The organism is Salinarchaeum chitinilyticum (genome assembly GCF_055390775.1).
Genome location: NZ_AP043888.1, coordinates 2,359,547 through 2,377,595 on the forward strand (window position 1 = coordinate 2,359,547; position 18,049 = coordinate 2,377,595).

Annotated in this window: 15 protein-coding genes, 1 tRNA gene and 1 other RNA gene; 9 read left to right on the forward strand and 8 right to left on the reverse strand. The window is 69.0% G+C overall.

The window, feature by feature from the left end; all coding sequences use genetic code 11:
• Window positions 1-149: 149 nt before the first annotated feature.
• A complete protein-coding gene (locus ACZ5KP_RS11300; protein ID WP_460921314.1) occupies window positions 150-848 on the forward strand; it encodes an ArsR family transcriptional regulator in 699 nt (232 codons plus the stop codon).
• Window positions 849-893: 45 nt separating this feature from the next.
• Here the strand turns inward: ACZ5KP_RS11300 and ACZ5KP_RS11305 are convergent, their stop codons facing one another.
• Window positions 894-1,436 (reverse strand): tRNA (cytidine(56)-2'-O)-methyltransferase, encoded by a 543-nt coding sequence (locus ACZ5KP_RS11305; RefSeq protein ID WP_460921312.1) that lies wholly within the window; start codon window positions 1,434-1,436, stop codon window positions 894-896.
• Between the two features lie 118 nt (window positions 1,437-1,554).
• Between ACZ5KP_RS11305 and ACZ5KP_RS11310 the strand changes: the two genes are divergently transcribed.
• Both ACZ5KP_RS11310 and hisE read left to right on the forward strand, forming a co-directional pair.
• Complete coding sequence (locus ACZ5KP_RS11310) at window positions 1,555-2,283, forward strand: SDR family oxidoreductase (RefSeq protein WP_460921309.1); 729 nt, start codon at window positions 1,555-1,557, stop codon at window positions 2,281-2,283.
• A gap of 916 nt (window positions 2,284-3,199) precedes the next feature.
• Window positions 3,200-3,487, forward strand: coding sequence for a phosphoribosyl-ATP diphosphatase (gene hisE / locus ACZ5KP_RS11315; RefSeq protein ID WP_460921306.1), 288 nt, complete (start codon window positions 3,200-3,202; stop codon window positions 3,485-3,487).
• Window positions 3,488-3,563: 76 nt separating this feature from the next.
• Here the strand turns inward: hisE and ACZ5KP_RS11320 are convergent, their stop codons facing one another.
• Window positions 3,564-5,018: a PAS domain-containing sensor histidine kinase gene (locus tag ACZ5KP_RS11320; RefSeq protein WP_460921303.1), complete on the reverse strand. Its 1,455-nt coding sequence runs from the start codon at window positions 5,016-5,018 to the stop codon at window positions 3,564-3,566.
• A 198-nt stretch (window positions 5,019-5,216) separates the two neighbouring features.
• Here ACZ5KP_RS11320 and ACZ5KP_RS11325 point away from each other — a divergent pair.
• Window positions 5,217-5,321, forward strand: a tRNA-Ile gene (locus ACZ5KP_RS11325).
• A 161-nt stretch (window positions 5,322-5,482) separates the two neighbouring features.
• Here ACZ5KP_RS11325 and ACZ5KP_RS11330 read toward each other — a convergent pair.
• On the reverse strand, window positions 5,483-6,142 hold the full coding sequence (locus ACZ5KP_RS11330; protein WP_460923397.1) for an AIM24 family protein: 660 nt from the start codon (window positions 6,140-6,142) through the stop codon (window positions 5,483-5,485).
• Between the two features lie 179 nt (window positions 6,143-6,321).
• Between ACZ5KP_RS11330 and ACZ5KP_RS11335 the strand changes: the two genes are divergently transcribed.
• Window positions 6,322-6,726, forward strand: coding sequence for an RDD family protein (locus ACZ5KP_RS11335; RefSeq protein ID WP_464761835.1), 405 nt, complete (start codon window positions 6,322-6,324; stop codon window positions 6,724-6,726).
• Window positions 6,727-6,809: 83 nt separating this feature from the next.
• Here ACZ5KP_RS11335 and ACZ5KP_RS11340 read toward each other — a convergent pair whose 3' ends face one another.
• The 4 genes from ACZ5KP_RS11340 to ACZ5KP_RS11355 form a co-directional block, all read right to left on the reverse strand.
• Window positions 6,810-8,153 carry a hypothetical protein gene (locus tag ACZ5KP_RS11340; RefSeq protein ID WP_460921299.1) on the reverse strand — a complete coding sequence of 448 codons (1,344 nt, stop codon included), beginning with the start codon at window positions 8,151-8,153 and terminating at the stop codon, window positions 6,810-6,812.
• A gap of 463 nt (window positions 8,154-8,616) precedes the next feature.
• Window positions 8,617-10,152, reverse strand: coding sequence for a bacterio-opsin activator domain-containing protein (locus tag ACZ5KP_RS11345; protein WP_460921297.1), 1,536 nt, complete (start codon window positions 10,150-10,152; stop codon window positions 8,617-8,619).
• 57 nt (window positions 10,153-10,209) lie between these two features.
• Complete coding sequence (locus ACZ5KP_RS11350) at window positions 10,210-11,484, reverse strand: sensor histidine kinase (RefSeq protein ID WP_460921294.1); 1,275 nt, start codon at window positions 11,482-11,484, stop codon at window positions 10,210-10,212.
• 175 nt (window positions 11,485-11,659) lie between these two features.
• Window positions 11,660-12,256 (reverse strand): response regulator, encoded by a 597-nt coding sequence (locus ACZ5KP_RS11355; RefSeq protein ID WP_460921291.1) that lies wholly within the window; start codon window positions 12,254-12,256, stop codon window positions 11,660-11,662.
• Between the two features lie 280 nt (window positions 12,257-12,536).
• Between ACZ5KP_RS11355 and ACZ5KP_RS11360 the strand changes: the two genes are divergently transcribed.
• From ACZ5KP_RS11360 to ACZ5KP_RS11375, 4 genes are all read left to right on the forward strand, one after another.
• Window positions 12,537-12,992, forward strand: a complete 456-nt coding sequence (locus tag ACZ5KP_RS11360; protein WP_460921288.1) for a helix-turn-helix domain-containing protein — start codon at window positions 12,537-12,539, stop codon at window positions 12,990-12,992.
• Between the two features lie 144 nt (window positions 12,993-13,136).
• Window positions 13,137-14,975 carry a PAS domain-containing protein gene (locus ACZ5KP_RS11365; RefSeq protein WP_460921285.1) on the forward strand — a complete coding sequence of 613 codons (1,839 nt, stop codon included), beginning with the start codon at window positions 13,137-13,139 and terminating at the stop codon, window positions 14,973-14,975.
• Window positions 14,972-16,663, forward strand: coding sequence for a sensor histidine kinase (locus ACZ5KP_RS11370; RefSeq protein ID WP_460921282.1), 1,692 nt, complete (start codon window positions 14,972-14,974; stop codon window positions 16,661-16,663). The genes ACZ5KP_RS11365 and ACZ5KP_RS11370 overlap by 4 nt, the downstream gene beginning before the upstream one ends.
• A gap of 108 nt (window positions 16,664-16,771) precedes the next feature.
• A complete protein-coding gene (locus ACZ5KP_RS11375; RefSeq protein ID WP_460921279.1) occupies window positions 16,772-17,587 on the forward strand; it encodes a rhodanese-like domain-containing protein in 816 nt (271 codons plus the stop codon).
• A gap of 67 nt (window positions 17,588-17,654) precedes the next feature.
• On the opposite strand, the gene rnpB is transcribed toward ACZ5KP_RS11375, so the two are convergent.
• Window positions 17,655-18,039, reverse strand: an RNA gene (gene rnpB, locus ACZ5KP_RS11380) — RNase P RNA component.
• Window positions 18,040-18,049 lie beyond the last annotated feature (10 nt).

Genomic DNA, 18,049 nt, shown 5'->3' on the forward strand with positions numbered 1-18,049 from the left:
ATTCTGGGGGCGTGAGTCGTTTAAACCCACCGGAGCAGTCGTCGACTGATTGGCGCTGCGTGCTGGGCAGGCCCCGACGGCGAACCACAGCCCCAGACCCTGCAACGGTCCCTGGGCGTTTACACGCAGGAGCCACATACCGACGGGTGATGACCCACGGCATTCGCACAGCCCTCCGCGATGCGGTGTCCCTCCGGACGCTCCTCGCATACGCCACGATCCTGGCGATGCTGGGCTGGTACTTCGGTACTGGCATCGACACCCTCCTCGGGATCTGCCTGGGGTTTCTGGCACTCGAACTTCTCGACGTCGCGACCGAAACCCGGGCCGTCGATCGCGACCTCGCGACGCTCGTGGTCGCTGTGCTCGGTGGCGCGGTGATGGTCGGTCTCGTGGTCGTCGAGGGGCCTCGCCTCGTCTATCTCGTACTCCTCGTCGCAGCGGGGTGGCTCGCACTGGACGGAATCGTCAATCGACGGATCGGCGGCTCGGCCGCCGACCCAGACGTCGATCGTCATCCTCACGCCGACAGCTGGTCCTGCGTCGATGGCGAGCGGGACGACGTACTCCTCCGACTCGGGGCACAGCGGGAAATCGTCGAGACGCTCAAGGACGGCCCGAAGACGGTCGATGAGATCGCCGACGACGCGAACCTCACCGTCTCCCGCGTCGAGCGTGCACTCGCTTTCCTGGTATCGGAAGGCGCCGTGGAGCGTGACGGAAACTGCTACGCCCTCGACGAGTCCGCGTTCGGACCGATTCCGTTCGTCCTGAACCTCGTCACGAGCGTTGCGGGCGGACTCCTCCGCCGATTCACGCGTCCATTTCGACTGTTGGCCGCCCGGTAGCGTACGCAGTGGCGCCGTCTTTCTCTCTCCGGGTTCGAATTGACCTCACTCCTCGTCGAGTTCCTCGATCAGCTTCCCCTCAGCTTTCGGCACTACCGCCCGCTCGGCATTCTCCCACTCCCGCTCGAGTTCCCGGCCCTCGAACAGCCGATCGAGGAACACCGCCAGTGCCGCGACCTCGGAGTGGGGCTGGTTCGTCACGCCGAGGTTCCAGTCGGCGTGCTCGTAGACGTCCCAGGGGACCTTCTCCGCGCCGACGACGACGAGCAACGACTCCTCGCGGTGGGCCGCCCGGACGTCCTCCTCGACGGTCTGGACCGGCTCGCCGTACATCGTCAGGTGGGCGATCGAGCCCTCCCACTCCTCGAGGACCGAGATCGTCCGCTCGGTGGATTCGACGGCGAACGGGCCGCCGAACCGCCCGGTGACGTCGGTTGCCGTGTCGTGGGCGTCGGTCGCGTTGGCCGGGAGGAGCACGCGATCGGCACCGAGCGCGCGGGCCGTCAGCGCGACGTGGGTCGTCATCCGGTCGTCGCGACCGGGGCGGTGGCCGAGTCGGAGCACTGCCACCTCGGGCTCGCCGTGCATGGCCGGAGCGACGGGACGGGGGCGGTAGGGTGTTTCGAACCGGATCGAGCGAGCGACACCGTCGATCGGTGTGACCGGCACCCAAACACCGAAGCGGCTACCACACCATTGCTCGCCCATGCCACGAACCGCGATCGTCACTGGCGCGTCGTCTGGGATCGGAGAGGCGACGGCCCACGAGCTCGCCGAGGAAGGACTGGATCTGGCCCTCGCCGCACGTCGTGCGGAGCGCCTCGAATCGATCGCCGCCGAACTCGAGGAAGAGTACGGCGTCGACGCCGTCGCCGTCCCCACGAACGTCCGCGAGGAAGCGGCCGTCGAGGCGCTGGTCGAGGCGACCGTCGAGCGGTTCGGCCGGCTCGACGTCCTCGTCAACAACGCCGGTCTCGCCCGGGGGAGCGAGGTCGCGGAGATGGCGACCGACGAGTACCGCACCATGACCGAGACCAACGAGGACGGCGTCTTCTTCGCCACGAGGGCGGCGCTCCCCCACCTCGCCGACAGCGAGGGGCACCTGATCTTCGTCGGCAGTTTCGCAGGCCAGTACCCCCGGCCGTTCAACCCTGTCTACGCTGCGACGAAGTGGTGGGTCCGGGGGTTCGCCCACAGCGTCGGCGCGCAGGTCGGCGACCAGGGCGTGGCGGTGTCCGTCGTGAATCCCTCGGAAGTCCGGACGGAGTTCGGCGGGAACGACGGCGACTCCTTCGCCGAGCGGTTCGAGCCGGGGAGCGTCACGGAGCCGATCGAGATCGCCGAGGCGATCCGGTTCGCGGCGACGCGGGAGCGTAGCGGCGTCTCGGAGATCGACCTCTACCGCCGCGATAAGTTCGCTGACACGATCCAGTAGGGGACAGGACGCGTGGCAATCGTGCGTCCTGTCCGACCTCGAACGGTCTGAGCCGTCCCTGCTGCTCTCATCGACTACAAGGGAAATCACTAGCTGACCGCGGAATGACTAGGACAGCAGACCGCTTGGATTCCGGGAGACCGAAGGTCTCCCGACGCCGTCGATCGTAGATCGACGAGCCCTGGCTCGCTGTTGCTCGCCAGGACGCCGCGGGCGTGGCCCGCGACAGCCCCCTCCCGCTCGCGCCCGTTCGCTCGCTGTCGCCGAAAGACGCACAGCGTCTTTCGAGATGACGAGAGAGCCCCGCTCTCTCGAACCATGCGCTTCACTCGCTCCCGTTGGTCGCTCGTTCCAGTGCTTACTTCGCGAGCGAACGCGAGCGGTCGGCCCCTTCCAGTCCCACCCGGTTGAATTAGAGTCGGTCATCGCTCCAGTGGATCGCCGCGGCGAGTGGGAGCCAGCGGGCGATCCCCAGTGCTGAGCATGACCGAGTTCCCGCGGCACATCGCTCCTCGAATTGTTCCCAGGGCGGGACTTCGGAAGGGGCCGACCGCTCGACGAAGGACGGCGACGGTGAGCCGAGCGAAGCGAGGCGAACGTCGAACGACGAGCGAAGTCCTGCCGAGCGGAGCGAGGCAGGGCTCGAGAGGCGAGCGAAGCGAGTCTCTCGGCGCGAAGTCTTTCGGAATAAGAACCGCAGCCGACCGTAGGGAGGCGAGGAGCGCAACGAGCCGCCCGAGTCGAGCGGGAGGGGGCTTCCGTGGCGAGCTGCAATCGAGCCAGCTCCCACGCTCCACTCTGATTCCCTAGTAGTCGAATCGATCACATCCGGAACGCTCGACGGGTCCCGATCGACCAGCAAGTCACCTACGGACGTCGCGAGGCGTTTTTCACCCCTGCCCTCATCCACCACGCCATGACCGATCCGGTGCTCGACGAGCTGTTCGACGTGATCGAGGATCGCAAGGCCGAGCTCCCCGACGATTCCTACACGGCCTCGCTGTTCACGCACGGGAAGGGCCAGAACGCCGTGCTCGAGAAGCTCGGCGAGGAGACCACCGAGCTCGTCCTCGCCGCGAAGGACGACGACGAGGCGGAGATCGCCCACGAGAGCGCGGACATCGTCTACCACCTGCTCGTGCTCCTGTCGATGCACGACATGGACGTCGAGGATCTGCGAGCGGAGCTGCGCGAGCGGCGGTAGCTGCGGCGCGTGCCAGCCGGCGTTCGCGTGCTGTCCGGCCGTTTGATCGGTCCTGGGGCGGCCGTTCGGAGCGGTGTCACGCCGCGTCGATGCCGGTGATCTCGAATCTGGCCCCACCGTCGCTCTCCGTTTCGACGGCGATCTCCCACCCGTGGTGGTGTACGATCGTCTCGACGATGTGGAGCCCGTAGCCGGTCCCCGACTCCGCGGTCGAGAACCCCGCCTCGAACAGCCGATCCTGCTCACCGTCGGGCACTCCCGGCCCGTCGTCCTCGACGTAGATTCCGTCCTCGACGTCGCCGACCGTGACAGTCACGGCGTCGCCGCCGTGGTCGATCGCGTTCCCGAGCAGGTTCTCGAACAGCTGGTGTAGCCGCGTTGGATCGCCCCTGATCGTCCTGCTGGTCCGGACGTCGAGCGTCGCGTCGCCGCTCTCGAGGAGCTGCCAGCACTCCTCGAGGAGCGTGGGTAGCTCGACCGGCTCGAGATCGCCGTCGTTTCGCCCGGTCTGTGCGAGCGTCAGGAGGTCCTCGATCAGCCCTTCCATCCTGTCGTGGGCGCTGGCGATCTCGTCGAGGTGCTCGCTGTCGCACTCCTCCCTGGCCAGCTCGAGCCGCCCCGAGGCGACGTTCAGTGGGTTCTGGAGGTCGTGGGAGACGATGCTCGCGAACTCGTCGAGGCGCTCGTTGCGCCGCCTGAGCTCCTGCTCGTGTTCGAGTCGGGTCAGGGAGGCCTCGGTCTGTGAGAGCAGGATCTCCGCGAGCTCGAGATCCGCCTCGTCGAACGCTCCGGGCGCTTCGGCGACCGCCTGGAAGTTCCCGTGATCGCCGATCGGGAGGCTGATCCCGGACTTGTAGGACGTCGACGTCCGTGCGACCTCGACGTCGTCGACGTCCTCGACCAGCTGGCTCTCGCCAGTGCGGTACGTCTTCCCCGCGAGCCCCTCTTCGATCGGGATCGACGCCACGTCCGCTTCCGAGAGGCGTTCGGACGTCGCCTCGGCTTCGAGCACTCCGTCCGACTCGAGAGCGACGATCGACTGGTCGAACTCCAGGACGTTCTCGGCGGCGTGGATCGTCTCCTCGCAGATCGCGGCGGCGGATTCCTGTGACGCGATGGCCGTGCCGGCGTCGTGGAGCGCGGTCAGGGACTCCTCGAAGCGCTTGCGCTCGGTGACGTCGCGTGCCGCCCAGATGACCGATTCCGGCCGCTCGCTCCCGTTGGGGATCGGTGCGACCGACGCTTCGAACCAGCGCGTGCCGCTCTGGACGTCCATCTCGTACTCGATGACCTCCGGCGCATCCGTCTCGAGCGTCCGCTCAACGGTGTCGAGAAACCGATTCGCCAGCGCCGTCGGGAGCACCTCGTGGAACCGTTGTCCCTGGAGCGTCGACGCCTCATCAGCCAGGAGTTCGTCATCACTACTGGCGCCGAGAATTTCCCTGTAGCGGCCGTCGCCGTCGATGACGAACGCGGCGCCCGTGTACATGTCCAGCAACGCCGCGAGCTTCGCCTCGGTCTCCACACCCATCCGACTGTGATATCGAGTCGCTACGTACAAAATTCCACTGGCACCGGTCTCCGTTGGCGATTTCCGACGGTATTGGCGATCGCTGCAGCTCCAGTGCCCGGGCGTCTTCGAGGAAGCTCCCGACGGTCGACGAACGGGATCCGTTCCGCAAATCGACCCGATACCCTAATGTGTCGCCCAGCGAAATCACTTGCCCGAGGGCCCGTAGCTTAGTCCGGTTATAGCGCCCGGCTCATATCGGCGTCGTCGCTGGCGACACCGTGGGACACCGGGTGGCCCTGGGTTCGAATCCCAGCGGGCCCACTCCTCGTCACTTCGCTCCTCGTCGTGGGCCCGCTGACCGTTCGGCGAGCGGCGCGAGCCGAACCTTGGGAGTCGAGCGGAGCGAGTCTCCCGGTGTTCGCGAAAGCTCCGCTTTCGCTCAGTCCCAGCGGGCCCCATTCGTCGGATATTGTCTCCGTGCCTTACGCGCCGCCGTGTTCCTCGTAGGGCTGGACGAGGACGAACCCGTCCTGGCCGCCGAAGTCCATCTGGATCGCCTCGCCCGAGGTCTGGCCGATCTCGAGTTTCTTGTTCGTCCCGACCGACGGCGACTCGGCGGTAGTCCAGGCGACCGTCGCCTTCGGGTCGGTCCTGACGGGCGGTTCGAGGACGACCGGGTCGCAGTGGGTCGTCAGCGCGACAAGTCCCGGGCCTTCCAGCTCGACGTTCGTGAGCCCGCCGGCCAGCGCGCCGCTGAGGCTGTCTATCGTCGTGATTTCGTAGTGCAGGTCGGACTCGAAGGCGAGGATGTCCTCGCCGTTGACGGTGATCCTGTCGTCGGCCTCGAGTTCGAGCACCTGGATCTTCTTGCCCGTGTCCGCGAGGTAGGCGGTGCCCTGCCCCTCGATCTGCATGATCGGCGTCCCCTCGCCGGTGACGGCGTCCTTCAGATAGCCCGTGACGCCGCCTTCGACCGAGGCCTTCCCGGTGAAGGTGAGATCGCCGGTGTAGGCGACCATCGAGTCGGCTTTCGCCATCGTCGTCCCGTCGACGTCGACCGCGAGGGCGTAGCTGTTCTCGCGCCGGAACGGCGCATCGCTGTCCGTGGGTTCGTACGCGGTGGTGAACTCGTCTGCGTTCATTCTGGAGTCGAAGCCGATCGGCTTCATCGGACCGTCGGCCGCCCGGACAAAGACGATCCGCGCCGGGTTTCTCGTCCAGAAACTCCGCGAACGGCCCTTTGCCGCCGTCGTCCGATGCCGACGTACCGATGCACGACAATGGGCTGAAACGGTGTGGAGTCGGTATCCGCGGCGTGGCCATGGCGATCGACGCGGTCGTCTGGTTCGCGCTGTTCTTCGTCTCCACGTACGGTATCGCGCTCGCGACTGGACAGGTCGAGAGCACGCCGGAGGGGACCAGCGCCGAACTCGAGGGAACGCTCGGTACGGTCGGGTTCGCGGTCTGGCTCGGTCTCGGCGTCGGCTATCACACGCTCCTCGAGTGGCGGTCGGGGAAGACGCTCGGCAAGTATCTCGTCGGCATTCGCGCGGCAGCGGCAGACGGCTCCGCGCTCTCGTTCCGATCGTCGCTGGTGCGGAACGGCCTCCGGATCGTCGACTGGCTCCCCATGTTCTACCTGCTGGGGATCCTCCTCGTCGCCGTCTCTGACGAGCAGCAACGACTCGGCGACCGCCTCGGCGGGACGACGGTCGTCCGCGACTGACCGGCCATCGAAACCACGGCATGACGCAGGAATGCGCGTGCTCAAAGGAGTGCGCTCCGACCGCACCGATCCCAGCCAGATCGCTACTGGAACTCCCGGGCTGCGACCACGCCCGACTCGTCGCCGACCGTCACGGTGACGACCACCTGGTCGCCCTCGGGATCGACGTAGACGGTGAGGTAGTTCACACCCTCGACTGGCGACACCGAGCTCGACCACTCCGACTCGACCGCTCGGACGGTGAGTTCGTCCGCCGCGAACGATTTCTCGACGTGGACGTCGACGCGGTTCTCTGACTCGTGGTAGTCGAACCGGAACGCGTCGTCGGGGACGGTCTCCTCGACGACGGGCGGTGGATCCTCGTCGGGGTCGATCTGCTGGCCGTCGTCGCCACCATCTCCGCGCCTGGTGTACTCGACGTCGAGCACGTCGCTCGCGTACGTCCCGACCACCGAGACGCGATCGCCGTCGACGCTGAACTCGTGGTCGTCGCTCGCGGTCCCGAGTCGCGACTCGAGACGCTTCCTGGCGTCGTCGCCGACTGCTTCGGTCGCGAGGCGCGCGGTAGTCTGCGCTCCGTCCGGCTCGAAGCTGACGGACGCGAACAGGGAACTCCGGCTGGCGGCGAACTCCGTCGAGAGCTGCTCCTCGGCGTTCCCCCAGAAGAACTGCTCGAGGTCGGGCGCGCCGATCCAGCCGACTGAGAGATGTCCCTCTCCGGCCGTCTCGGCGAGCCACTCGAACCGATCTCGTTCCTCGATCGCGCGTGCGGACGCACCGCTGGCGGCGTCGACGACTGGGACGAGCTCCCGTCGGTCGTTCGCCATGAACGCGGCCGATCCGTCGACCGCGACGACGGCGCCGTCGCCGTCGCTCGTGGATTCGAACAGCTCGAACCCGCCGCGGTCGCCAGTCCGTTCGAACGCGTTCTGGAACACCGGCCCCTCGGTCCCCGACCGGAGGTTCTCGACGGCCCGGTCGACGTCGAGGTCGCCGGCGACGCCGACGACGCCGTTCACGTAGTAGAGGTCGGTCGCGCCTCCCTGTGATCCGTCCGGGTCGACGAGATAGCCGAGCCCCGCGGCGTAGAAGCCGATGGTGGCGGCGAGCATCCGGCCACCGAGTGCGATCGGAACGGTCAAGAGCGGATCGTCGACCTCGTCGAGGCCGGAGATCCGGGGTGCGTACTCGGCCGTCTCGGCGTCGTCCCGCGAGGGAAGGATCACCGGCAACAGTTCGTTCGCCTTCGAGGCCGACTCCGGGATGCCGAGGTCGACGTGGGCGGTCACGATCGTGGATTCGTCGGCCGGCGCCCACTCGTAGTGATCGCTCCGATCGTCTCCCGTATCGGCGAAACAGCCCGCGACGCCCGCAGCCGTGAGGGCGGCTCCCAGCCGGAGGACGCCGCGGCGATCGAGCCGTGTCATGGGTGCTCCGTGGATTGGTTTCGACCGCTCCGTCGCGCAGCTGGTCGTACGTCGGGCTCAGGTATCACGGCTACAAAAGCGGTCGTTCTCGCGGTCGTCCGACGACCAACCCCGGCTCGTCGTGGACCGTCGGCTGTCGGTCGTTCGCGGGCAACTGCCTCTCGCGTTGGCGGGGTGACTGGAGCGTTCACCGGTTCGATACGGTCTTGGTGCAATCAGACGACACGACACCTCCAGCGGGCTCGGTCCGCGATCGGGGAGCCGCCGGGAGCGGAGCACGTCGGTCGTGACCGACGCCCGGCGGCGATCGGATGGGCGGGGAGCCCGTCGGCGTTCGGCTCGCGACTGTCGGAGTCCGAGCGTTGCTTGCCCGCGAATCCGGCCGCGGGCAGTGGCCGGTACGCCTCGATCAGTAGTATGGACCCCGCACAGTTTCCGGCGCTGAAACGGCGCCCGGTGCCGATCAGTCGCTGGCATGGTCGAAGTACGCCTCGAGGAGCTTGCGCTGTCCGGCCCGGAGGTGGTGCAAGAGCGTCGGCCCCGTGATTCCCAGCGAGTTCGCGACCGCTTCGGCCGTGCTCCCCCGCGGCGATTCGAAGTACTCGGCCAGCAGTGCGGTTCTGAGGGCGTCCGTCTGGTGGTCGGTCAACCGCTCGGCGAGCGCGCTCTCGAAGTCGGCGTCGGTCCGCACCTCCCGTTCGCGCTCGCGCTTCGCGATCACCTCGGCGTCGAACCGGCGCGTGAACGCGGCAGCGATCCGTTTGACGTCCTCGTCCGGTGGCAGCTCGGCGACGACCCGGTGTCCGTCGTCCCCGAAGCTCGCCGACTCGATGGTCACGCCCTGCGACGCGAGGAGTCCGAGGGGCGTGTCGCTCGCAACGACGAGTTCGACCGAGCCCCCGTCGTCGTGTTCGGAGACGATCCGCACGGACTCCACGCCGTCGACGCCGCCGAGCGCGTCGGCGACCGGGCCGGCCCCTCCCGCCTCGACGGTCAGGTAACTGAGGAGCTGGTCGTCGCGCTGGACGACGCCTTCGACCGACAGCTCGGCGCCAGTCTCCATCGCTGCGGCGGCCAGCGGCGTCCCGGCACCGCGGAGGGCGAACGTGAGTTCGACGACCGTGCTCGAACGGAGCAGCGACCGGTGCCGGGTCGCGTTGACGGCGAACCCGGCCATCTCGCCGACGGTGCCGAAGCTACTCCGCTCTCGATCGGTGAACGCGTCGCGCTCCGAGGTGTAGAGGCCGACGACGCCGTGGACGCTGGAGCCGTGCCGGAGCGGGATCGCGAGCAGCGACTGGAGCCCGTCGGCGAAGGCGGCGCGCCGGATCGACTCCGGCACCGAGTCGTCGTCGCCGAGGGGCTGGACGGTCTCCACGGTCCCGCTCTCGATCGCACGCCGCTCCGGGACGTTCGCGCCGTCCGCGAGGGCGGCCTCGATCGCGTCGAGCGTGCGGTCGGTCGTCCCGGCAGAGGCGCGGAGTGCGACGTTCGCCGAGCCGGGTTCGCGTTCTCCCACCCACGCGAAGTCGTACAGCTCCGTCTCGCCGAGGTGTTCACAGATCGTCGTCGCGATCTCGGCCCGCGTCGAGGCGTCGACGAGCGCGGCGAGAATATCCGCGATGAGCTCGTTCGTGACGGTCAGCCGCCGACGGTCCGCCTCGAGACGCTCTCGGCGCCGCTGCGAGCGGTGTGCCTCGGTCGCGTCCTCGAGATAGACGAAGACGCGCTCGTCCCCGGGCACGATGGTCACCGACAGCCACCGGTCGAGCTCGGGGTAGTACTCCTCGATCGAGCGCTCGGCGTCCGGCGGCGACCCGAACGCGTTCGGGACGCCGTCCGATACCGACGGCGGGATCACGTCGTCGATGGTCTCGTCGGCGCTCTCCTCGGCGTCGACCTCCAGCAGCGTCGCGGCGCTCCGGTTCAGCGATCGCACTCGCCCCGTTGGCGTGACCTCGACGACGCCGATCGGTGCACGTTCGAGGGGTTCGTCCATCCGTTGTTCCTGTCGTCTGGCCCGGTGTAAACGCTTGTTGCTCGGTCCGACCGTCGGTCAGCGGTTCGACGCGAACGACACGCCGGTGATCTCGAACCTGGCACCGCCGTCGCCGCAGTCGGCGACCGCGATCGACCACCCGTGCCGAGCGACGATGCGCTCGACGATCGCCAGTCCGAGCCCCGTGCCGTGGTCCTCGGAGCTGACGCCCGGTTCGAACACCGACTCGGTGCGGTCGATCGGGATGCCCACGCCGTCGTCGGCGACGGCAAATCCCTCGGGCGCATCGTCGTCGAGCCGACGGACGGTAACCGTGAGCCCGTCGCTGCCGTCGTCGCTGCCGCTGGCCGATCGATCGGAATCGCCGCGTTCGGCGCCGTGCTCGACGGCGTCCTCGTGAGGCACCGGCGAACGAGGGCTCGTCGAACCGTGTTCGACCGCGTTCCTGAAGAGGTTCTCGAGGAGCCGTCGGAGTCGGCCCTCGTCGGCGACGATCGGCGGACAGTCCGCTGGCCCCACGAGACTGGCGTCGTCGGTGTCGACGGTCGACCAGGCGGCTTCCGCGACGGCACCGAGGTCGACTTCCTCCGACGGGTCGACCGCCCCTGCGGTGCCGGCGAGCGTCAACACGTCGTCGATCAGTCGCTCCATCCGGTCGTGGGCGCGCGAGACGTGTTCGAGGTGCTCCTCGGCCGCCTGCAGGTCGTCGCTCTCGCGGGCAGCTTCGAGTCGCGCCGTCGCGACGTCGAGCGGGTTCCGGAGATCGTGGCTGATGGCGCTCGCGACGGTCTCGAGTTCGACCTCGCGCGACGGTCGATCGCCCGACGGCTGCTCACCCGATGGCCGCTCGCCAGACTGCTGCTCGCCCGACGGTCGTTCGCCAGACGGCTGCTCGCCCGACGGTCGTTCGCCAGACTGCTGCTCGCCCGACGGTCGTTCGCCAGACGGCTGCTCGCTCGGCTCGTCGGCGGGAAGCGGCGTGAACGCGAGATAGCGACCCGGCTTCGCGTCGGCCGGAAATCCCTGGACGAGATACGTATCGACGGGCGCGTCGCGCACCCCTCGCGTCGAAACCCTGGCCGGTCGGTGTTCGTCGCCTGCCACGAGCCCGTTCACGTCGGGGAGCGCGTCGGCGTTGATCCCGACCGCGGTCAGCGCCTGCGCCACCGAGTCGCCGGTGGGATCCGACCCGAACGTCGACTCGAACGACGCGTTTGCGGCTCGAACGACGGCGCCGTCGCTCCCCGCCGCGTCCGCCGCCTCGACGTAACAGATCGGCGACGGCCAAGCGGCCAGCGACATCGCGTCTGCGTCCGGGCCGTCCAGCGTCATCGGTGCGTTCGCCCTGACGTTTGGTGGGCTCTCGGAAAGGCGTAGAGTCTAGCTATACAGACGCGATCGCGTGGCTGGTGGCTGGCTCGTTTCGCGGTGGAACTGCTGCTCGCTCATCGAGTGGCATCCCTGCTCGGACACGTCGAGAGTGGAGCCCGTCGAGAGTAGTGGCCGATCAGGTGCTCTCGCGGCCGACGTCGTCGAACGCGGCGAGCAGCTCCGTGGGGTCGCCGAGCAGCCGCTGGGCCCGCCGCCGGAGCCGGTCGGCGCGCGTCTCGACCCTCCCGTAGGCCTCGTGATCGGCGCGTTCGGTCTCGGGAAGCTCGGCCGCGATCACGCGACGCTTTGCCTCGACACCGAAGTACTCGCCCAGCACTTCGTGTCCGAGAATCGTGCACTGCTGGTCGACCGCTGCTCGCAGGTCCTCGCGATCGACCGGTTTGCAGAGGTAGTCGTCGAAGGGCATGTCCAGGATGTCGAACCCGGGATCGATGGCCGTGACCATGACGACCCGCCCGAGAAAGTCCGACTCGTCCAGCGCCGCGAGCACGTCGTCGCCGGACGTCCCGGGCATGTGCCGGTCGAGGATCACCACGTCGAACTCGCCATCCGAGACGGCGTCGAGTGCCGCGTCGCCGCCGTAGGCCGTCTCGACCTCGAACCGCTCCCGGAGCCGCAGCGCGTAGGCGTCCGCGACCTCGCGCTCGTCGTCGACCACGAGCGTCCGTGGGCGAGCGCTATCGGACCGGTCGTCGGCGGGCTGGTCGGCCATCTGTCGTGTCGAGTATCCGGCTGCGCTCCCATAACGGCTGTCGTTCCGGGCTGGGCCGGCGCCACCGGGTCGCTCATCGGCGGTCCCGTCTCCCGGCCTCCGGTCCCTTCCACTGGCCAGCGGTTCCGTCTTCCGGCCACCGGTCACGTCCCCCTGGCTACCGATCCCGTCTCCCGACGTGGGTCGGTCCGCGTCTGTATAGCTAGACGAGCGTCCGCCCGGGGACTCGTGATAGTTAGCACTCCCTGCTTCGGCAGTCGCTCGCGTTGCCTCGAAGCACATGCAGAAGCAGCGTCACCGATCGGTCGGATCGCAGTCGCTGGGGGGAGCGTCGGATCCGGAGACGGCGGCCGGCGGCCGGCGCCCCTCGGCGGGACCGGACGACCTCTTGCCAGACGACCTCCTCCCGGACGACCTCCTCGACGTACTGGGCGACGAGTACACGCGGCTCGCGCTCTCCGCGATCCGGGACGGTCCGATGAGCGGGGCGGAGGTCGCCGAAGCGACGTCGATGTCGAAGCCGACGGCGTTCCGGCGGCTCAACGAACTGGTGGAGATCGGGTTCGCGTCGACTCGCCACCGCATCGACCCCGACGCCGGCCACCACCACAAGGAGTACTGCCTCGTCGTCGACTCGATCTCGGTCTCCTTCGGCGAGGAGGATCTGGACGTCACCGTCCGACCGGAGGACGCCGAGCGCGAACGGGTGGCGTGCGTGGCGCCGCTCGACGACTGACGGCTCCCCGGGCGGACTGCACAGAATTAACGGAACTCCGTCGTCAGTGGGCGAACGACAGCTGAAGGGCGGCGTCGGCAGCTCGCGTTGGACGGCCGCCGGGGGCAGCGTCGACGGCCACGCCGACGATCGACGAGATTCACCATGGAACACGTCATCACTGCCGGCCGGTTCGCCGTCTGGCTCCTCGCGATCGGTACATCCGTCGCGCTCGGCGCGTACCTCTTCGGCCGCCGAGACAGGGCGGCCGCTCGTCCGTTGCTCGGCGTGGCAGTCGTGCTCTCGATCGGGGCGCTCGCTCACGCGCTGGTCGCCGGTCCGTCGCCGGCGGACGACGCGCTCGCCCGGATCGGGCTGGAACCGGCCGACGACTGGTGGGTCGTCCAGGGGGCGACGGTGACGATCCTGGCGAGTGGCAGCTGGACGCTGTTCGCCTTCGCCTACACGGGCAGGAGTCACGCGTCGATCCGCGGCCTTCGCGCGGGCGTCACACTGCTCGGCATCGGCGCCGCGCTCCTGACCGTCCGCGCAGCCGTCCGCGGCTCCTCGCAGGCCATCGTCGACGGGCTCGCAGTGCTCCTCCTGCTCGCGGCGCTCTCGGCCGCGGTCGGCGTCTGCTTGCTCCTCTGGACCTCGGGCGGACGGAACGCGTTCCCGACCGTCGAGCCGCTGCTCCTGGCGGGCGGCGTCGTCGTTTTCCTCCCGGGCGTCTTCCTCGCACAGCTGTCGGGGGCGCCGTGGCTCTTCCCCGCGACGATAGCGATCGCCAGTGGCGCTTTCCTGGCTGCAGTCGGGCGATATCCGACGTTCGACACCCTCCCGGCGGCGCGCGTCGCCGGTCGGGATCGCGTCGTCGACGAGCTGTCCACGGGCGTCCTCGTCGTCGACCGACGCGGCCGGATCCAGGACTGCAACGCTCGCGCCGAGTCGCTCTTCGACGTGCGCGCCGAGACGGTGACGGGCGACCCGCTTGCCGATCTGCTGGGCGTCGAGGTGGCACCCGAGGCCCTCGCAGAGGCCGGGGAGCCCACGGAGCTCGTCCTCGATCGCGGCACCGTCGTCGAGCTGACGGGGAGTCCTATCACCGGGACGGGGGATCGATCGTTCGGAACGCTGTTGCTGTGCGAAGACGTGACGCAGCGACGGCGCAGGGAGGAACGACTCTCGATCCTCCGGCAGTTCGTCGTCGACGTCGTGGGCGACCGAATGGAGCACGTCGCGACGTCCGCCGCCGCTGCCCAGCGCGACGAGGCTGACGAGCGTCCGGATTCTGCTGGGGCGGAGGCCGACCCAGGAGAGGGCCTCGAACGTGACGATCGCACGACGGGCTCCGGTGGCCACGACCTCGCCGATCGCGCGGAGGACGTCTGGACGACGACGACCGCGTTGACGACGCTCGTCTCGAACGCCCGTGACGTCGAGCGTGCCATCGCGAGGTCCGAGGCCCCGGACGGGAGTCACGCTGGCAAGACGGATCTCGGTAACCGGATCGAGACGGTCGTCGCGTCCGTCAGCGAGGGGACCGACAGCTCGCCGACCGTCGAGCTTCCGGACGCCCCGTTTCGCACGGCCGTGCCAATACCCCTGTTCGAGACGTTGCTGCGGACGGTCCTCGAGGAGACTTCACGGCTCGCGCAGGGTCCGGTGACGATTACGGCGACGGCGGCCAGCGATCCGACGATCCACCTCCGGTTCGACCGGCCAGCGGAGGAAGGATCCGACGGCGTCTCCGGCGACGATCGCTCGCTCCCGGTGACTCGACTCGCCGTCGACCACGCCGGCGGGATCCTCCGCGTCGAGGGCCAGACGGACGAGCAGTGCTGCGTCACGATCGAGCTGCCGCCGCCGGCAGCGGACGGCGATCGCCTGGCCGCGTCGCCCCCCGGTCGTTTCGATCGCGTCCGCGAGAAGAGCGCGGGAGCTGCTGGTCCGTCGACGACCGTCCCGCATCCACCGGACGTGGCCGGGGAGGACGGCCGATGACTGGGGCGTGGCTCCTCGCCGGACTCGTCGTGGCCGGCGGGGCGGTCGCCGTCGTGCGCGAATTGCGCCGTGCCGCCGATCGTCCGGGCGTCCTGCCTGCGACGTCGCTCGTCGCGCTCCTCGGAACGCTCGCTCTCGCGGTCGCGATCGTGCAGACGGCTCCAATCGGTCTGGCGCCGGGCGCGCCCGCCAGGATGGGGCTACTGGCCGGATGCGTCTTCGCGTCGCTGTGCTGGATCGCGTTCGTCGTCGCGTACACAGGGCGCGGTCCGGCGGTGACCAGCTATCGCGCGGTCGGACTCGGCGCGCTCGGCGTCGCGACCGTGGCGAGCACCGCGATCACCTGGCTCCACGAGATCGACCGGGTCGAGCTCGGGACGATCGGCGAGCTCTCCTATATCGTCACGTTCTTCCTGCAGATCGGCGTCTTCTCGCTCGGACTGCTCGGCGTCGTCCTGCTCGTCCGCTCGACGATCGGCTACGACGACCTGCCGGTCCGCCGCGGTGGCGGGCTCGCCCTCGCTGGCCTCGGCGTCGCTTCGCTCCCCCTCTCGATCTGGATCGGGCAGGAACTGGGCGGTGCGACGGCTTTCTCGATCGCGGCCGTCCAGATCGGCGGGATCGTCGGGCTGATCGGGCTGGTGCAGCGTCGTGATGGGCTGTTCGAACCCGCCCCGACCGCGGGTCACCTCGCACGGGAGAGGGTGCTGGAGACGATCGCTGCGCCGATCGTCGTGACGGATCGCGACCACCGCCTCCTCGACGTGAACGCGGCCGCGAGGGAGACCTTCGGCGTCGGTGACTCGCCGCTTCGAGAGCTGACGCTCCCGTCGGTTGCCGGCGTCGACGCGGAGACGGAGCTCTCGGGACCCGTGTCGATTCGGACCACGGCCGGACGGCGGGAGTTCGCGGTCACCCGGAACGAGATCGCCGGCAACGACGACGGGCCGCTCGGGTTCGCGTACCGCTTCCGGGACGTGACGGACCGCCAAACCCGCGAACAGCGACTGGAAGTACTCAACAGGCTCCTGCGTCACGATCTCCGGAACGACCTCGACGCGATCCGCGGCTTCGCCGAGCCCGTCCGCGACGGTCGCGTCGAGGCCGGGGCCGCGCAGTTCGACCGCATCGAGGGGCTGGCCTCGGACCTGGTGGAGCTGTCGGCCGCAGTCGATCGATCTGGACGACTCCTCTCCGGTGACTCCCTGGCGATCGAACCCTGCGATCTTCGCACTGTCGCCGAAGCCCGTGTCGCCGAAGTCAATGTGGCCGACGCCGCCGGGACCGTCGACGTCTCGATCGACGCTCCGGATCGAGCCGTTCGACTCGACACCGATACAGCGCTCCTCCGACTGCTCCTCGACGAACTCCTCGACAACGCCATCGAGCACAGCGATCGCGAGCGGCCGACGGTGACGGTCCGGGTCGCCGAGGCCGCCGACGGCGCGACGCTCGCGGTCGCCGACGACGGGCCGGGAATCCCGGAGTACGAACGCAACGTCCTGGTCGAGGGCGCAGAGACGCCCGTCGCCCACGGCAGCGGCATCGGGCTCTGGATCGTCCACTGGGCGACCGCGAAGCTCGGCGGTCGGCTCGAGTTCGCCGCGAACGAGCCGCGGGGCACCGTCGTTTCCGTTCACCTTCCAGATCTGGCGGCCTCCCAGTCCTCCAGCCTTCACGCGGGCTGAAGGCGCACGGCACGCGGTGCCTGTCGGCCGCTCGCCGTGAGCCACGGGCCCAAAACGCCGGGGGCCGCCATCGGCACCGTTTTGCAGCGCGAACTCCCAGGACCGCGTATGCACCGACGGTCGTTTCTCGCGAAGGGCGTCGCTGTGAGCGCGACTGCAGGCCTCCTCGCGGGCTGTATCGGTAGCCTCGGCGGTAGCGACGGCAACGGCAAGGCGGACGTCGAGATCGGCGTCGCTCCCGATCCCTCGATCACCGAGGCCGGGCTCGCACCCGAAACGGCGGACGTTCCCGCTCCCGGGGTCGAGGTCGATGCCCTCGAGACGAACACCGACAACGCCGAGGCCGTCCCCTTGCTCCCGATCGACGCCGCCTACGACTGGTACCGCCGCCGTGACGCCCGCTTCGTCGACGCCCGCAAAGGCATGGCACAGTACGAGCACTCCCACGTCGCGGGCGCCGTGTTCAGTCCCGCACCGAACGGGTTCGAGGACTCGGACCCAACCGACGCCTGGCCGGAAGCAGAGCGCATCGTCACGTACTGTGGCTGCCCGCACCACCTCTCCTCCCAGCGGGCGTCGAGTCTCATCGCGAACGGCCACGAGGCCGTGTTCGCGCTCGACGAGGGGTTCGCCGAATGGTTCGAGCGGGACTATCCGATGCGAAGCTCCAACGGCGCGGTCTCGCTCGCCGAGCAGCGGGTCGTCTCTGGCGCCGTCGATCCCAGCTACGCCGGTGAGTTCGTCGACCTGCGCCACGAGCCGACCGGCCAGGTCGAGCCCGCGAAGATCGGGGCCGACGGCAGTTTCGACGTCTCCTTCCGGTTCGTCGACGTCGACGCCGAGAGCGTGCTGACGCTGGAGACGCCGGCGTGGACCCGGAGCGGCACGCTGGCTGGGTTGACGAGCGGGACGGTCGTTCGCTAACTGGGGATCGCTCGAGCGGAGGCGGCTACCCAAATCGGGCTTGTGCTGTCGCTCGGGAAGCGAGTGCGGCAGAGAGGAGTAAGCCCCCTTCTGTTTTTCCGGCATTCGGCTCGGCGTCGACGACCGCCCTTGCGGGTGTCCGGGCTACCATCGGGCCGTCGACTTGCACCGGCGAGGATTCGCCGTTCCATCGGTCCTCCGCGGTCTGCCCTCGGTGGGTCAGCTTCCCGTCGCTTGAATTGCCGACGGCCGCACGCGGGTCACCCCACGCGCGGACCGCGACTTGCTCGCTCCGGGGTCGCGCACCTCATCGGTCGCACGGAGACGTGTCGTTGCTGTTCCAGCGCCGGCGGTCTCCCGCCCCGGGGTTGTCCCCGGTCGCCTGCCCGATCGGTGGGGGGACTTTCCTCACGGTCGCATGTGCGACGCGCGGGAGCCGGACTCTCTCTACCGATCACTCGT

Excerpts from the sequence above, each read along its gene's own strand:
- ACZ5KP_RS11300 (WP_460921314.1), top strand. The coding sequence starts at position 150 with ATGACCCACGGCATTCGCACAGCCCTCCGCGATGCGGTGTCCCTCCGG.
- ACZ5KP_RS11360 (WP_460921288.1), top strand. The coding sequence starts at position 12,537 with ATGCAGAAGCAGCGTCACCGATCGGTCGGATCGCAGTCGCTGGGGGGA.
- ACZ5KP_RS11310 (WP_460921309.1), top strand. The coding sequence starts at position 1,555 with ATGCCACGAACCGCGATCGTCACTGGCGCGTCGTCTGGGATCGGAGAG.
- ACZ5KP_RS11370 (WP_460921282.1), top strand. The coding sequence starts at position 14,972 with ATGACTGGGGCGTGGCTCCTCGCCGGACTCGTCGTGGCCGGCGGGGCG.
- ACZ5KP_RS11365 (WP_460921285.1), top strand. The coding sequence starts at position 13,137 with ATGGAACACGTCATCACTGCCGGCCGGTTCGCCGTCTGGCTCCTCGCG.
- ACZ5KP_RS11340 (WP_460921299.1), bottom strand. The coding sequence starts at position 8,153 with ATGACACGGCTCGATCGCCGCGGCGTCCTCCGGCTGGGAGCCGCCCTC.
- ACZ5KP_RS11375 (WP_460921279.1), top strand. The coding sequence starts at position 16,772 with ATGCACCGACGGTCGTTTCTCGCGAAGGGCGTCGCTGTGAGCGCGACT.
- ACZ5KP_RS11335 (WP_464761835.1), top strand. The coding sequence starts at position 6,322 with ATGGCGATCGACGCGGTCGTCTGGTTCGCGCTGTTCTTCGTCTCCACG.
- ACZ5KP_RS11350 (WP_460921294.1), bottom strand. The coding sequence starts at position 11,484 with ATGACGCTGGACGGCCCGGACGCAGACGCGATGTCGCTGGCCGCTTGG.
- ACZ5KP_RS11345 (WP_460921297.1), bottom strand. The coding sequence starts at position 10,152 with ATGGACGAACCCCTCGAACGTGCACCGATCGGCGTCGTCGAGGTCACG.
- hisE (WP_460921306.1), top strand. The coding sequence starts at position 3,200 with ATGACCGATCCGGTGCTCGACGAGCTGTTCGACGTGATCGAGGATCGC.
- ACZ5KP_RS11305 (WP_460921312.1), bottom strand. The coding sequence starts at position 1,436 with ATGCACGGCGAGCCCGAGGTGGCAGTGCTCCGACTCGGCCACCGCCCC.
- ACZ5KP_RS11320 (WP_460921303.1), bottom strand. The coding sequence starts at position 5,018 with ATGGGTGTGGAGACCGAGGCGAAGCTCGCGGCGTTGCTGGACATGTAC.
- ACZ5KP_RS11330 (WP_460923397.1), bottom strand. The coding sequence starts at position 6,142 with ATGAACGCAGACGAGTTCACCACCGCGTACGAACCCACGGACAGCGAT.
- ACZ5KP_RS11355 (WP_460921291.1), bottom strand. The coding sequence starts at position 12,256 with ATGGCCGACCAGCCCGCCGACGACCGGTCCGATAGCGCTCGCCCACGG.